Origin of the sequence: Mesorhizobium sp. M0496 (assembly GCF_040321205.1) — a bacterium.
GTDB lineage: Bacteria > Pseudomonadota > Alphaproteobacteria > Rhizobiales > Rhizobiaceae > Mesorhizobium.
In genome coordinates, this window is record NZ_JAMYRC010000029.1 from 36,485 (window position 1) to 49,043 (window position 12,559).

At 59.3% G+C, this 12,559-nt stretch carries 17 protein-coding genes and 1 pseudogene; 10 read left to right on the forward strand and 8 right to left on the reverse strand.

Annotated elements, in window-relative coordinates:
• Positions 1-52: 52 nt before the first annotated feature.
• From NKI73_RS22355 to NKI73_RS22375, 5 genes are read left to right on the forward strand one after another with little or no spacing between them, the layout of a single operon-like run.
• Positions 53-1,657, forward strand: a complete 1,605-nt coding sequence (locus tag NKI73_RS22355; RefSeq protein ID WP_031240973.1) for an ABC transporter substrate-binding protein — start codon at positions 53-55, stop codon at positions 1,655-1,657.
• A gap of 3 nt (positions 1,658-1,660) precedes the next feature.
• Entirely contained in the window at positions 1,661-2,602 is a 942-nt protein-coding gene (locus NKI73_RS22360) for an ABC transporter permease (RefSeq protein WP_023783280.1), read from the forward strand.
• A 3-nt stretch (positions 2,603-2,605) separates the two neighbouring features.
• A complete protein-coding gene (locus tag NKI73_RS22365) occupies positions 2,606-3,487 on the forward strand; it encodes an ABC transporter permease (RefSeq protein WP_023783279.1) in 882 nt (293 codons plus the stop codon).
• Between the two features lies 1 nt (position 3,488).
• Positions 3,489-4,496 carry an ABC transporter ATP-binding protein gene (locus NKI73_RS22370; protein WP_023783278.1) on the forward strand — a complete coding sequence of 336 codons (1,008 nt, stop codon included), beginning with the start codon at positions 3,489-3,491 and terminating at the stop codon, positions 4,494-4,496.
• A complete protein-coding gene (locus NKI73_RS22375; protein WP_023783277.1) occupies positions 4,493-5,506 on the forward strand; it encodes an ABC transporter ATP-binding protein in 1,014 nt (337 codons plus the stop codon). The genes NKI73_RS22370 and NKI73_RS22375 overlap by 4 nt, the downstream gene beginning before the upstream one ends.
• 100 nt (positions 5,507-5,606) lie before the next feature.
• Here the strand turns inward: NKI73_RS22375 and NKI73_RS22380 are convergent.
• Positions 5,607-5,777 (reverse strand): annotated as a pseudogene (locus NKI73_RS22380) (IS630 family transposase); the annotation flags it as partial.
• A 66-nt stretch (positions 5,778-5,843) separates the two neighbouring features.
• On the opposite strand from NKI73_RS22380, the gene NKI73_RS22385 reads away from it, so the two are divergent.
• A complete protein-coding gene (locus NKI73_RS22385) occupies positions 5,844-6,854 on the forward strand; it encodes an IS110 family RNA-guided transposase (protein WP_023832783.1) in 1,011 nt (336 codons plus the stop codon).
• Between the two features lie 198 nt (positions 6,855-7,052).
• Here the strand turns inward: NKI73_RS22385 and NKI73_RS22390 are convergent, their stop codons facing one another.
• The gene (locus NKI73_RS22390; protein ID WP_352633024.1) at positions 7,053-7,370 is read right to left on the reverse strand and encodes a transposase; all 318 of its coding nucleotides are present in this window, start codon (positions 7,368-7,370) and stop codon (positions 7,053-7,055) included.
• Between the two features lie 144 nt (positions 7,371-7,514).
• Positions 7,515-7,907: a group II intron maturase-specific domain-containing protein gene (locus NKI73_RS22395; protein ID WP_245275662.1), complete on the reverse strand. Its 393-nt coding sequence runs from the start codon at positions 7,905-7,907 to the stop codon at positions 7,515-7,517.
• 32 nt (positions 7,908-7,939) lie between these two features.
• Between NKI73_RS22395 and NKI73_RS22400 the strand changes: the two genes are divergently transcribed.
• Positions 7,940-8,932, forward strand: coding sequence for an IS5 family transposase (locus NKI73_RS22400; RefSeq protein WP_023785144.1), 993 nt, complete (start codon positions 7,940-7,942; stop codon positions 8,930-8,932).
• A gap of 140 nt (positions 8,933-9,072) precedes the next feature.
• On the opposite strand, the gene NKI73_RS22405 is transcribed toward NKI73_RS22400, so the two are convergent.
• The 5 genes from NKI73_RS22405 to NKI73_RS22425 form a co-directional block, all read right to left on the reverse strand.
• The gene (locus tag NKI73_RS22405) at positions 9,073-9,423 is read right to left on the reverse strand and encodes a ubiquitination-like system serine protease family protein (protein ID WP_084567619.1); all 351 of its coding nucleotides are present in this window, start codon (positions 9,421-9,423) and stop codon (positions 9,073-9,075) included.
• Positions 9,423-9,749, reverse strand: coding sequence for a hypothetical protein (locus NKI73_RS22410; RefSeq protein WP_352633025.1), 327 nt, complete (start codon positions 9,747-9,749; stop codon positions 9,423-9,425). Before NKI73_RS22410 ends, NKI73_RS22405 begins: the two co-directional genes overlap by 1 nt.
• 59 nt (positions 9,750-9,808) lie before the next feature.
• The gene (locus NKI73_RS22415; RefSeq protein ID WP_352633026.1) at positions 9,809-10,342 is read right to left on the reverse strand and encodes a HesA/MoeB/ThiF family protein; all 534 of its coding nucleotides are present in this window, start codon (positions 10,340-10,342) and stop codon (positions 9,809-9,811) included.
• Between the two features lie 347 nt (positions 10,343-10,689).
• Positions 10,690-10,992, reverse strand: a complete 303-nt coding sequence (locus NKI73_RS22420) for a multiubiquitin domain-containing protein (protein ID WP_023785142.1) — start codon at positions 10,990-10,992, stop codon at positions 10,690-10,692.
• 20 nt (positions 10,993-11,012) lie between these two features.
• On the reverse strand, positions 11,013-11,294 hold the full coding sequence (locus NKI73_RS22425; protein WP_502909586.1) for a DUF2188 domain-containing protein: 282 nt from the start codon (positions 11,292-11,294) through the stop codon (positions 11,013-11,015).
• Between the two features lie 87 nt (positions 11,295-11,381).
• On the opposite strand from NKI73_RS22425, the gene NKI73_RS22430 reads away from it, so the two are divergent.
• Genes NKI73_RS22430 through NKI73_RS22440 form a run of 3 tightly spaced genes read left to right on the forward strand, consistent with a single transcriptional unit; the run spans position 11,382 to position 12,513 of the window.
• The gene (locus NKI73_RS22430) at positions 11,382-11,702 is read left to right on the forward strand and encodes a helix-turn-helix domain-containing protein (RefSeq protein ID WP_023785140.1); all 321 of its coding nucleotides are present in this window, start codon (positions 11,382-11,384) and stop codon (positions 11,700-11,702) included.
• A gap of 2 nt (positions 11,703-11,704) precedes the next feature.
• Positions 11,705-11,935, forward strand: coding sequence for a hypothetical protein (locus NKI73_RS22435; protein ID WP_352633027.1), 231 nt, complete (start codon positions 11,705-11,707; stop codon positions 11,933-11,935).
• A 32-nt stretch (positions 11,936-11,967) separates the two neighbouring features.
• On the forward strand, positions 11,968-12,513 hold the full coding sequence (locus tag NKI73_RS22440; protein WP_352633028.1) for an ImmA/IrrE family metallo-endopeptidase: 546 nt from the start codon (positions 11,968-11,970) through the stop codon (positions 12,511-12,513).
• Positions 12,514-12,559 lie beyond the last annotated feature (46 nt).

Sequence of the window (12,559 nt, forward strand, 5' to 3'; positions counted from 1 at the left end):
GCAAAAATTGGCGGCGCGACCTGAGCCTCCGGTCAAAACGAAGGAGTGGAACATGACAATCTCTCGGCGCGATCTATTTAAGATAAGCATGGCCGCAGGAACGGCTTTTTCGATTCCGTCGGTTCTTCGGGCCCAGACATCGTCAGCCGACGCTCGGACGGTCCGCATGGCAATGGGAGATCTCCGCATCTTCGATCCGCTCTTATCGACAGAAAACATGACCTACCAGCACGCCCTAGCGATTTACGACACGCTGTTCGCGCTCGACTCCGAACATACGCCGCAGCCGCAGATGGTAGGGAAATGGGGCGTTTCCGACGACCAGAAGACCTATACGTTCGAACTCCGTGACGGCTTGGGCTGGCACGACGGCACACCCGTTACTGCGGGGGACTGCGTGGCCTCGATCCGTCGGTGGACCCAAGTGGATTCCGCCGGGCAGCGGCTTATGGAGCGAACCAAGGATATCTCGAAGAAAGACGACAGGACATTCGCGATCGCACTGAACGAGCCGCTGGGGATTCTTACGGAGCTGCTGGGGTCATTGGCCGGGTATTATCTACCTATTATGCGCGAGAACGATGCAGACCGCCCTCCAACCGAGCAGGTGACGGCGAACATCGGATCGGGGCCGCTCAAATTCAATCATGCTCTTTACAAGCCCGGCGCAAGCTCCACTTATGACCGCAACGAAAAATACGTGCCACGCAGCGAACCAGCCAGTGGATACGCCGGTGGCAAAGTCGTAAATGTCGACCGTATGATCTTTGAGACTATCACCGATCCGCAGACCGCTTTGGCAGCTTTGCAGGCCGGCGAGGTTGATTTCCTCTCCGGACCCTCTCCCGATCTTTACCCTGTGATTGAGAATGATCCAAATCTTGAACTCCAGGTTTTAAATAGAGCCGGTAACGCCTATTTTGTTCGCATGAACTTCCTACAGCCGCCGTTTGACAATGTGAAGGCGCGCCAGGCAATGCTTCACTTGATCGATCAGGACGCTTTTCTGCAGATTATATCTACCGACCAGAAATACCGCCGCAATATTACTTCAATGTTTGGAAACAACACCTCGTACTCGAATGACGAAAATACGGAATGGTTTAAGAAAGGAGGCGACCCGGAAAAGGCAAAGCAGCTATTCGCGGAGGCGGGATACGCCGGCGCGAAAGTCGTCATTCTGCAGCCCACGGATTGGGCGACGGGTAGCAATGCCTCGCAGCTTCTGGCGGCTTCGCTGCGCAAGATCGGCGTTAATGCCGATCTTGCGCCAATGTCGTTCTCCGAACTTGCCACGCGTCGGGCGAACAAGGGACCCATCGAAAATGGCGGCTGGAACATCTTCATCTCCTACTGGCCCGATTTCGCCCTCGGTAATCCAATCGCGGCAGCTCCCCTAGGCGCGAATGGCGAAAGAGCCTGGTACGGGTGGCCGCAAAACGACGAATATGAGGCTCTTCGGGCCAAATGGGCAAATGTCGACACGCTCGAAGAACGCAAGGCGCTGGCCCGCAAGTTACAACACGTTTGGTGGGATTTCGTCGGAATGGTTTTGCTGGGTCAAATTGTCTCGCCAATCGCGCACCGCAAGGCGCTCACAGACCTACTCGAGACGCATGTCCAATACCTTCCGATGTGGAACATGCGAAAAGTCTGAGCAATGGCTGCCTACATCCTTCGCAGGCTCGTCTCGACCATCGCCGTGATGGCGATGGTCGGTATCTTTATCTTTCTGCTTCTGAGGCTGGCACCCGGCGATCCAGCGGCCCTCATCGCCGGCGAAATGGCCCGCGAAGAAACGATAGCCAGCATCCGGGAGCAGCTAGGACTCAATGAGCCGGTCCCTGTTCAGTTTGGAAATTGGTCCCTGCGCATCCTCGGCGGCGACTTCGGGAAATCAATTTTTTCTCAGCGCCCCGTTCTTGAGCTAATCTCGCAGCGGCTGGAACCGACCATTTCCCTGTCGATCCTGACGATGATCGTTTCGGTGACGATGGGGGTCTCCTTCGGCATCCTTGCCGCGTGGCGAGCTGGGCGTCTTATTGATCGCACCCTGACGGTATTCGCGACACTTGGTTTTTCCGTCCCGGTGTTTGTCGTCGGCTTCTTTCTCGTATACCTATTCGCGATCAGAACACATTGGCTGCCGGTCCAAGGATACAAGCCTATCGACCATGGCTTTAGGCCATGGTTTGTGCACCTGATCCTGCCGACGGTGACTTTGAGCATTCCCTACACTGCCTTCATCGCCCGGATCGCGCGGGCGAGCATGCTCGAAGTTCTGTCGGAAGACTATATGCGAACAGCCGCAGCCAAGGGCGCATCGCCGTATGCCATGCTTTTCCACCACGCTCTGAAGAATGCGGGGGTCCCGATCCTCACCGTGATCGGCCTAAGTTTCGCAGGTCTAATTGGCGGTGTCGTCATCACAGAAACGGTGTTCAACATACCTGGTGTCGGTCGTCTGGTGGTCGATGCGATCAACAACCGCGACTATCCCATCATTCAAGGTGTGCTCATCCTGGTTTCAGGTCTGTACGTCTTAATTAATCTCTCAGTTGATCTTTCCTACACTCTGGTCGACCCCCGCATCCGGTACTGATTTATGACGCTCCTCTCCGCACCAATTGAATACCTGCCGACGGGCCGCCTGCGAGTAGCTGACCTTCCCCGTCTGGCAAGGCGGCATCCGTTGGTCGTGATAGGCGGCGGCCTGTTGGCGCTATTGATCATTCTGGCGCTCGGTGGCCCCCTTTACGCCGGCGATCCGTTGAACATGGATCCCTTCAAGCGCCTTCAGCCACCATCCGCCGAGATATGGTTCGGGACAGACAATTTGGGTCGCGACGTCTTTGCACGAACAGTGTTTGGCGCCCGGATCTCACTCATGGTCGGATTGACGTCGGCAGCAGGCGCGGCTGTGGGCGGGCTTCTGATCGGTGTCATCGCCGGTTATGTGCGCAGCTTTGATAACGTCATCATGCGGTTAATGGACGGCCTGATGTCGATCCCAACGATTCTGCTGGCCATCGCTCTTATTTCTCTGACAGGCCCCGGAATCGGCATTCTCATCGTCGCCGTCACCATCCCCCAGCTGCCGAGCGTCGCGCGGCTTGTTCGTTCGGCGGTTCTGAGCGTTCGGGAGCGTGCTTATGTGGAGGCCGCGGTCTGTGGCGGTGCGCGCCTGCCGAAAGTTTTGTGGCGGCATATCCTGCCGAGCACCATTCCGCCGCTTATGGTGCAGAGCGCTATAGTCTGCGCGGATGCGATCCTGACAGAGGCTGGCCTGAGCTTCCTCGGCGTGGGCGTGCCGCCCGAGATTCCGAGCTGGGGGAACATGATCGCGAGCTCTCGACTGTATCTCGCTATCGCCCCGTCGACAATTTTCGCCCCCGGCATCTGCCTTGCCGTCACGGTCCTTGCCGTCAACCTGCTCGGGGATGGCCTGCGCGACATGTTCGATCCCCGCACGAAGCGGAGGCGCTGACATGCTCATGCGAGAATCCGCTGTCGATGACATGCTTCTCGAGGTGCGAGATCTTGAGACACACTTTTACGGCGAAGAAAGTACCACGCGAGCCCTAAGTGGCATCAGTTTTCACGTAAACAAAGGCGAAACGCTGGGCGTCGTCGGCGAATCGGGATGCGGAAAGAGCGTCACCGCTCTCTCCATTCTTCGCCTGCTGCCGAAGATGACCGCCAGGACGGTTGGCGGCGAGATCCGCTTCCACGGACGCGACCTCCTTGATCTGTCCGATGGCCAGATGCGAAAGATCCGCGGCCACCAGATCGCCATGATCTTCCAGGAGCCGATGACGAGCCTGAACCCGGTCTATACGGTCGGCCGCCAGATCGCCGAGGCAGTGCAGATCCACACAAAAACGTCCCGCTCGGTGGCCAGGGCAAAGGCCGAAGAGATGCTCCGACTCGTCCGCATCGCGGATCCGGAGCGTCGCGTCAACAACTATCCGCACGAAATGTCAGGCGGCATGCGCCAACGTGCCATGATCGCCATGGCTCTTGCCTGCTCGCCGGAACTCTTGATCGCCGACGAGCCGACGACCGCGCTTGACGTCACGATCCAGGCGCAGATCCTGAGGCTCATCGTGGATCTGAAGGAGCGCACGGGAACGGCCGTCATGTTCATCACGCATGATCTTGGCGTCGTGGCCGAGACATGCCAGCGCGTGATTGTCATGTACGCCGGCCGGATCGTTGAGCAGGCGCCCGTAATCGATCTATTCGCGCGCCCCACGCATCCCTACACTCAGGGCCTCATGCGATCGGTGCCTGATCCGCGCCGCGGCCGACAGCGGCGCCTTCCAGAAATTCCCGGCATTGTCCCAAGTCTTCGCGAGCCTATTGTGGGCTGCAGTTTTGCGCCTCGCTGCCCGTTCGCTATAGACATTTGCCGCGAAAAGACACCCGACCTGCGTGAGATCGCGTCGAGCCACGTCGCGGCTTGCTGGCGCGCCGAAGAGGTGATGGGCGCATGAACGGTCCTCTGCTGAAAGTCGAGAATCTGACCAAGCACTATCCGCTTGGATCGGGCCTATTCAAGAAAACCATTCCGGTGATCCGGGCGGTGGAGGACGTTTCCTTCAGCGTCGAGGCTGGCGAGACGCTCTGCATCGTCGGCGAATCCGGCTGCGGCAAGTCCACCGTCGCGCGGCTCTTGATGCGGCTCGTCGAACCGACGGGCGGGCGCGTGCTGATCGAGGGAACTGACATTGCGGACTTCAAGAAGGACGCGCTTCACGCGTGGCGCCGTCGGATGCAGATGGTGTTTCAGGACCCTTACTCGTCGCTGAACCCACGCCTCACAGCCGGGCAAATCATCACCGAACCCGTCGAGAACTTTGAGCGTCTCAGCCGGAAGAAGCGCCAGGCACTCTCTGCGGACCTTCTCCGAAAAGTCGGAATGTCGCCCGAAATGATGCACAGGCTCCCTTCAGAATTGTCGGGCGGCCAGCGCCAGCGGCTCGGCATTGCACGCGCCTTGTCGCTCACCCCCTCGCTCATCATCGCCGACGAGGCGGTGTCAGCCCTCGACGTCTCCGTGCAGGCGCAGATCTTAAATCTGCTTCTGGATCTCCAGCAGCAGATGGGCATCGCCTTCGTCTTCATCTCGCATGACCTCGGCGTCGTGGAGCATATCGCGCATCGCGTGGCGGTCATGTACCTAGGGCGGATCGTGGAGCTCGCCCCGAGCGAGGCGCTCTTCGCCAACCCGGTCCATCCCTATGCCGAGGCGCTGATCGCGGCAGCCCCGGTGCCGGATCCGACACGAGCTCGGCTGGAGGTGCCCGTCGAGGGCGAGGTGCCAAGCCCGATCAATCCGCCGAGCGGGTGCGCGTTCCACCCGCGCTGCCCGCTCGCGGTCGAGCGCTGCCGCATCGACCTGCCGCCTTTGGTGCCAATGGCGGATGGGCGTGAGGTGGCCTGTCATGTACGCGCTCCCGCCACCGACGTCCTGACACCGCAGGCTGCGACGGCCAATTCTTAGCTCTCTGCCATGTCCTCTGAACCAACGATAGCGATCAACGCACCGTTTGGCGCTGGGCCATGCACGGCGCTTCGGGCGCGAACTCCAAAGCGTGTCGCGATTAATTGGCCTCATATCCGGCAGCTTTGAAGAAGTTCCAGCATTCGGCTGGCTCGAACAGGTGGCAGATATCGCCGAGAGCCTGGCAGAGTGTATCGAAGGTTCTGGCCGCCTTCTTTCGTAGCCGTGCCTTGAGTTTTGAGTAGGCCATCTCGATTGATGGTGTGGATGGCTCCTGCTCCCGGCGTCGCATTGCGCCATAGTTGGGATGTTGTCGTCCCGAGCAAAGGAGCCATCCATGTCAGAACTTGCCACAGTTGGCATCGACCTCGCAAAGAGTGTCTTCCAGATCCATGGTGTCGATGGGAACGGTCGGGTTCTCGTACGCCGTCAGCTTCGCCGCAGCCAGTTGCTGGTGTTTTTCCAGAAGCGTCCACGATGCCTGATCGGCATGGAGGCTTGCGCAGGTTCTCACGATTGGGGGCGCAGGCTTCTGGAGATGGGGCACGACGTCCGGCTGATGCCGCCCTCCTATGTGAAGCCTTACGTGAAGCGCGGGAAGACGGATGCTGCGGATGCGGCCGCCATCTGTGAAGCCGTGACACGCCCCTCCATGCGGTTTGTCGCCATCAAGAGCGAAGCCTGCTCGTCGGTTCTGGTTCTTCACCGCACGCGAGACTTTCTGGTTCGCCAGCGCACGCAGATCGGCAACGCGATCCGGGCCCACATGACGGAGTTCGGCGTCATCGCGGCGAAGGGCGCGCAGAACGTCAATCGACTGAAGGATCAACTGGATCAACTGCCGGAAGTAGCTCGAATGCCTGTGAGTTTGCTCTTCGATCAGTTGGCCGAGACGGACAAGCGGATCGAGCGGCTGACCGACGAGCTCGAAGAGACCTACGCGCAAAGCGAGACAAGCCAGCGTCTAGCCACAATCCCAGGTGTGGGGATGCTGTCGGCGACGATCATCGCGGCGACGACGCCGGATGTCGACAATTTCGGCAGCGCAAGGGACTATGCCGCCTGGCTCGGCCTCACTCCCAAGCCGCACTCCACCGGAGGCAAGCAGAGGGTGGGCCGGATCTCGAAGATGGGCAATCGTTATATCCGACGCTTGCTGTATCTGGGCGCCATGGCGCAGATCATGCTCAGATGCAGACTCAAGCGCGAGCCGAGCTCGGACTGGCTATCGGGCATGCTGATGCGAAAGAAGACGAAGATCGTCGCCGTCGCTTTGGCGCATCGCATGGCACGAACAATATTCGCCGTCCTGAGGGACGGATCGCGTTACGAGCCGCAGTCAGCCTGACAGGCTCTCGGAATGGTCAGGGCAAAGTGAGGTGATGGCGAACAAACGGAGACGAAGAACCAGGACACCCCGATTAATCCGAAGCGCCTCGAGCGCGCTCGATTGAGTGGGACCTGTTCTCCAAGCGGATATTCATCAGGGCGCGCAGCGATCCCGTTGCACATTCAGACGCCGTATACATGGCCGCAACCGACCTGTTCACCAAACCCGATCCGATACCCTTGACCCGCAGGAGCCATCAATACACGGATTGAGATCTGGTGAGTATGGCGGCAGGAACAGGAGCCAGGCGCCCCTTTGGCGAACCAGTTGTGCGGCACGCTCGTTCCTGTGGAAGCCGACATCGTCAAGAATGACGACATCGCCGGGCGACAGTTCGGGAGCGAGCTGAGTTTCGACGTAGCGTTCGAAGATGGCGGCATTCATCGGGTGCGTTGACGATCCACGGCGCGACAAGATCGTGGCATCGCAGCCCGGCGATGAAGGTCTGCGTCTGCCATTTGCCGAATGGCGCATGCGTCCTGAAGCGTTCGCCCTTCGGCGCCCAGCCGGTGCGTTTGGTCAGCTTGGTGTTGGTCGACGGGTGAGTAGGCCGGAGGGATTTCACCTGCCGGCCTCTCGCAGAACGGTGCGTGAACCTCTCGATTCACACCGCTCCCATCAGGCAAACGTATTCGTTCCGAACGCCTTCCAGTGCACAAACAGTCCTGGATTTTCCCGCGCCAGCTTTCTCACGAAGAGGCTGGCACGCGTCTTATGGGACTGAAAGCGCTTGAACTTACGCATGATCCACGCCCTGAGCTTCCGGTTGACGTAATCAGCCAGAGTGGACAGGGCCGAACGGCTGTAACGACCGTAATAGGCTATCCATCCCCGGAGGAGTGGATTGAGCTGTTGGGCGATTTCAGCCAGCGTCCCCGGCGTCTGCCGCGGGATGTTCAAGCTTTTGATCGTGGCTCGCATCGACTTCAGCGCCGTTGGGCTGGCCGCAGGCGTGTAGCCACAGAAGAAGGCGTTGGTGCACGGATAGTTTATTGGTGTGGGTTTAGGCAAGCGGTAACCGCAATAGCCTTTGTAGCGTAGCCATGCCTTTCAAACACAATACCAGCCGCCGCCATCGTATTGAGAAGATGAAGTTCAGGGTGACGAACTGGCCAGAATATGAGGCAGGACTTCGTCATCGCGGCAGTTTGACCCTGTGGGTGTCGATGCCGGAAGCCCTGTCCAGGTGGCAAGCGCCAAGACGCAAGACACGTGGCGACCAGCACCGCTATTCTGATCTGGCGATCGAGACCACCTTGACGCTGGGCCTTGTGTTTGGCCTGCGGCTGCGCCAGGCAGAAGGCTTGCTGGAATCGGTGCTGAAACTGATGGGGCTGGCGCTCGCTGTCCCCGATCATACCACCCTGAGCCGTCGGGCGCGGACATGGCAATCGCCCAACAAACGGCATGATCGCCAGGTTCCGCCGGAGGGACCAGTGCATGTTCTTGTCGACAGCACCGGCCTGCAGGTCTACGGCGCGGGTCAGTGGCTGGAGGAGAAGCACGGCGCCAGATCCCGTCGCAGTTGGCGCAAGCTGCATCTGGCACTGGATGCCGACAGCGGCGAGATCATTGCCCATACCCTGACTGATCAGGACACTGGCGATGTCTCTCAAGTTGAGCCACTACTCGACCAGATTGGCGGTCCGATCGGACAGTTTACTGCTGACGGCGCCTATGACGGAAAACGGACTTACGACGCAGTCATCGATCATAGCGCTGCCGCCGCAATCGTCATTCCGCCTCGCGTCAACGCGGTCGAACCATTCGACGATAGACCTGCCGGCCAAAGGGACCAGCATATCGCCGCAATCGGCAGAGACGGCCGGATGAAATGGCAGGTCTCCAACGGTTATGGCAAACGCTCGCTGGTCGAGACCGCCATAGGGCGATACAAGTCCACCATCGGGCGGCGTTTGCGGGCACGGTCGCTTCCCGTTCAGAAGACCGAAGTCGCCATCGGCTGCGCCGTCCTCAACCGCATGCTTGCCTGCGCACGCCCGAAATCCGCCCGCCGCAAGGCGGCCACGGCATAGTCTGCCGCTTCAAAGATCGACGTCCGCTCAAGTCCGGACCCATGCACCAACGCCGTTGCCAATGCCTTCAGTCACAATGGCCGGCGAAACACCAGGTGCGGCTCTTTTGTAGCCAGACATTACCCCACATGGGCCGCCGCCTAGCGACGCTCTCCATCAGCCCAAACAAGCTTACCCCTCCGTACGAAAAAATGCGCGCCGCAACCCTGTGTCTCCCAGATCGAGGGCGAAACGGTCGGACGATTCAGCCAGTCAACGCTCAGCGTCCATCGCTGTCGCGCCTGCGCGGTCTGCAGCTGGATGTGTTCGCCGCAATGGGGACACGTTAGGTGTGCCCATTTCGGATACCCGTCGCGAACCTCGTGATAGAGCACCCTTGGCGCCAATGTTGCGGGCGCTTCCGGCACTTCGCATGCCAGAAAATAGGGGCGCCGCAAAACGCGGTGTGCGCCAAGCCATTCGACCCACGAGAGAGGCAACCGGAGCTTCATCACAACACCAGATCGAGCAATGGTACCATGTCGCCGCGACCATCATAATGCCGGCGGCCGCAGAGCTTGCATTCCGACCTGGACTTGCCTTGTGGCAGCGTGTCCGCATCCTTCATATATTTGCAAGAGCGCACGTGCTCCGAAGCCCGCTCGTCGGGACCGCGAAATCCATTCAGGCGATAAAAGAGTTCGTTGACAGCCATCGCGGCGACCTCTGTCGTGAACGTCACCACCACCGGATTGGGATCGGGATTGTTCGGCACATAGCCTGCTCGACGACGTGCCTCCAGAAGTTCGGCATCCTGCCGCAGACTATCCAGGAACATCTCCTCCTCATTGATAAGGCCGCGGCACGTTTGACACGGGTAGCCCGGTTGAACCACAGTTACGCGTCGAAGGTGTCATACCCACCCTGGTCGTTTGGTTCGATCAAGAGGCCGAGATCGATCACAGGAACGTAATAGAAATGGGCAAGCCGGTTGAGCACCTCACGGCCGAGATGATCGTCGGTGCAGCCGAACACCACGTCGCAAGCGCGCAAGACAGCCAGAGCCTCGGATTGCGTGTTGTAGTGTCGGATGCGCACAATGCTGGTGGGAAGTCCCAGTTCAGCGATTCCTTCTCCGACTACATCAACCTTCGGGCGTTTCAGATTGGCATCGAAGCGCGTCGCAAAATGCAAGCGGCCAAGGTTCGTGTCTTCAATATGGTCAGGATCGATTAAGGCAAGATGCCGCACACCGATCCGCGATACAAGCGCCGCCACAGCAGAGCCAGTGCCACCAAGACCAACGATCCCAACTTTGAGCTCGGCAAGTTGACGTGACGTCTCGACGCCGAAGGCACGGCGCTGGCGATCCAGTTCCGGAGTATTCGAATCGGCGGTCGCCGCTTTGAATTCCCAACGCTCTCCAATCACCACGATATCGGAAAAAATAGTAGGCCGAAGTTCTGGTCCAAAGACACGCGCGACAAAGGATCCATCGCCCTACAGCCTGCGCATGCTTGAAGACCATCGTAGGCAGCTACGCAATCTACTGCTTGCCGATGAAAATGAGGCGGCTGCGCTTGCACTGTGCGGCCGCTCACGGGTCCAGAATCCCTGGACGGGCGAGGTGTATGAACGCTTCATCATCAGAGAGGTGGTGGCCGTCCCACCCGAGGCATACCACGAGCGCCAGCCAGATGGATTCACGTGGTCGACCACGCTGCCACGTGGGTGCGAGTGAAATACTGCCACCGCGAGATCCTTGCCCTCTGCACGTTTCAGCAAATTGAAGAACGGCGGCGCTTACGACCTGGAGGCGGCGCCTTCTCTTCGAGATGCACCGACTGATTTTCGCCGATCTCGGGATCTTCACCGGGGCCCGGGACGATCTGGTTCACCACCCAGTCCTGCGGGCTACCCGCCAGTTGCTTGATCTGCGCACCGGTAATGGTTTCCGTCGCCCACTTGTATTCGCTGCGATTGACGATCAGGTCGAACGTGTGACCCTGGCTCCCGCCCGGTGCGGGATTGCCGCCGTTGCCCTGATTACCCCCTCCGGGGCCGTGCTCCTGCTCGCTCATCTGATTCTCCTTGGTTTGGCTTAGCCTTTCGGCGGGCTCGGATCGCCGCCGTGGCTGTCACTGCTGGCGATTCGGCCATCGCGATTATGGATGCGCAGTTCGGTATGCTGATTGCGACTGATCTCGCGACCAGCTTCGATCGCCGCCCGCTTGGTATCGTAATGGCCGCTGGCCCTTTCGCCACCGCCGCGCTTGACGTCCCAGCCGCCGGAGGTATTGGGAACGACGTGATGAGTGTCTGGACTTCTATGGGCCATTGGCATACGCTCCTGTGGTGCGCTTTCGTTCGGCATATCGAACATAGAAAGCGTTCGGTTGTCAAGTACGCCATCGTGCGGTATACATCGAACAACGCAAGCCCTTCAAAACACTAGGAGAATCCACAAGGCATGCCGACGACGCTCCGCGAGAAGCTCAAACAATTGCGAACCGCCAAGGGGTACTCCCTAGACGAACTCGCCCGACTTTCTGGCGCTAGCAAGAGTTACCTATGGGAGCTCGAGAATCGCGATGAGCGGAAGCCCTCCGCCGAAAAACTGGTGGACATAGCTCGCGTTCTCGGGGTCACGACCGACTATTTGACCGATGACAACGCCGAGTTTGACGATGCTCAAGTCAAGGAAGCTTTTTTCCGCAAATTCAATCGCTTAGACGAAGACACCAAGGGCAGGATCATGGACATGATCGACACGTGGAGCAAAAAGAAGTGAGGATGCCGACCACATGGAGCGGATGGGCTTCCCGTGTATCGGCATACGTCAAGCAGGGAAAAGAACTGCTCGGACAGCCGAGGTTTCCCATCCGCATTGCGGAGATCGCGCTGGACTATTCGCGAAACGTCTTTCCAGACGATTCGATCACCCTGGTCCAAGGCCGCGACTTCCACGGAAAGTACGAAGGTGCCCTCGTGCCCAACGGCACTATCTTGCCCACCGCCACCTGAGCGGACAACCGTTCTATTGCTCGCGACGGGACATGTGGAGCCGGGATTCGGCTTATGGGCAGATGGAGGTAGAGGCGAACGCCTTTGCCACCTTCGTGCTCATGCCGCCGGACGATTTCCGCGTGCAAACTGCGGAATTTCGGCGCCCGACGCTCGCACAGTTCGAGCCGATTCGGCAGAGGTATGAAGTATCTTTGACAGCTGCCGTACTCAATTGGCTGAAGGATACCAAGCAACGCGCTATGCTGGTGGTCAGCCGGGATGGATTCATCGACTGGTCGTGGGGCAGCGAGCCGCTGTTCAAATCCCGCGTTTTCTTCAAGGCCCGGCAGGTGACGACGCCGATCCCAGCGACGTCGCTTGCGGCGCTCGGTCCAGGGAGCGGCCTCACAGAAATCCAGCATGCTTCAGGCGTATGGAACCCGGCCGAGCCCGTGTTCGAGTCCGTCGTGTTTTCCGAGTACCACGACATCACCCTGTCGCTGCTGATCTACCCGAACACCGGACCCGACCGATGGCGCGATCGATCGGAAGAAGACCTCGGTATCCTGGACGCTTTCGAAGCCTTTCGGCGCTAACTCCTCCAAAACGCTATTGGCACGAATTCTGCCGGAACGTTTGCGT

What these genes read in the sequence shown, in the direction of transcription:
- NKI73_RS22355 (WP_031240973.1), top strand. Translation starts at nt 53, where the DNA reads ATGACAATCTCTCGGCGCGATCTATTTAAGATAAGCATGGCCGCAGGA.
- NKI73_RS22360 (WP_023783280.1), top strand. Translation starts at nt 1,661, where the DNA reads ATGGCTGCCTACATCCTTCGCAGGCTCGTCTCGACCATCGCCGTGATG.
- NKI73_RS22365 (WP_023783279.1), top strand. Translation starts at nt 2,606, where the DNA reads ATGACGCTCCTCTCCGCACCAATTGAATACCTGCCGACGGGCCGCCTG.
- NKI73_RS22370 (WP_023783278.1), top strand. Translation starts at nt 3,489, where the DNA reads ATGCTCATGCGAGAATCCGCTGTCGATGACATGCTTCTCGAGGTGCGA.
- NKI73_RS22375 (WP_023783277.1), top strand. Translation starts at nt 4,493, where the DNA reads ATGAACGGTCCTCTGCTGAAAGTCGAGAATCTGACCAAGCACTATCCG.
- NKI73_RS22385 (WP_023832783.1), top strand. Translation starts at nt 5,844, where the DNA reads ATGTCAGAACTTGCCACAGTTGGCATCGACCTCGCAAAGAGTGTCTTC.
- NKI73_RS22390 (WP_352633024.1), bottom strand. Translation starts at nt 7,370, where the DNA reads ATGCGCCATTCGGCAAATGGCAGACGCAGACCTTCATCGCCGGGCTGC.
- NKI73_RS22400 (WP_023785144.1), top strand. Translation starts at nt 7,940, where the DNA reads ATGCCTTTCAAACACAATACCAGCCGCCGCCATCGTATTGAGAAGATG.
- NKI73_RS22405 (WP_084567619.1), bottom strand. Translation starts at nt 9,423, where the DNA reads ATGAAGCTCCGGTTGCCTCTCTCGTGGGTCGAATGGCTTGGCGCACAC.
- NKI73_RS22410 (WP_352633025.1), bottom strand. Translation starts at nt 9,749, where the DNA reads ATGTTCCTGGATAGTCTGCGGCAGGATGCCGAACTTCTGGAGGCACGT.
- NKI73_RS22420 (WP_023785142.1), bottom strand. Translation starts at nt 10,992, where the DNA reads ATGAGCGAGCAGGAGCACGGCCCCGGAGGGGGTAATCAGGGCAACGGC.
- NKI73_RS22425 (WP_502909586.1), bottom strand. Translation starts at nt 11,294, where the DNA reads ATGTTCGATATGCCGAACGAAAGCGCACCACAGGAGCGTATGCCAATG.
- NKI73_RS22430 (WP_023785140.1), top strand. Translation starts at nt 11,382, where the DNA reads ATGCCGACGACGCTCCGCGAGAAGCTCAAACAATTGCGAACCGCCAAG.
- NKI73_RS22435 (WP_352633027.1), top strand. Translation starts at nt 11,705, where the DNA reads ATGCCGACCACATGGAGCGGATGGGCTTCCCGTGTATCGGCATACGTC.
- NKI73_RS22440 (WP_352633028.1), top strand. Translation starts at nt 11,968, where the DNA reads ATGTGGAGCCGGGATTCGGCTTATGGGCAGATGGAGGTAGAGGCGAAC.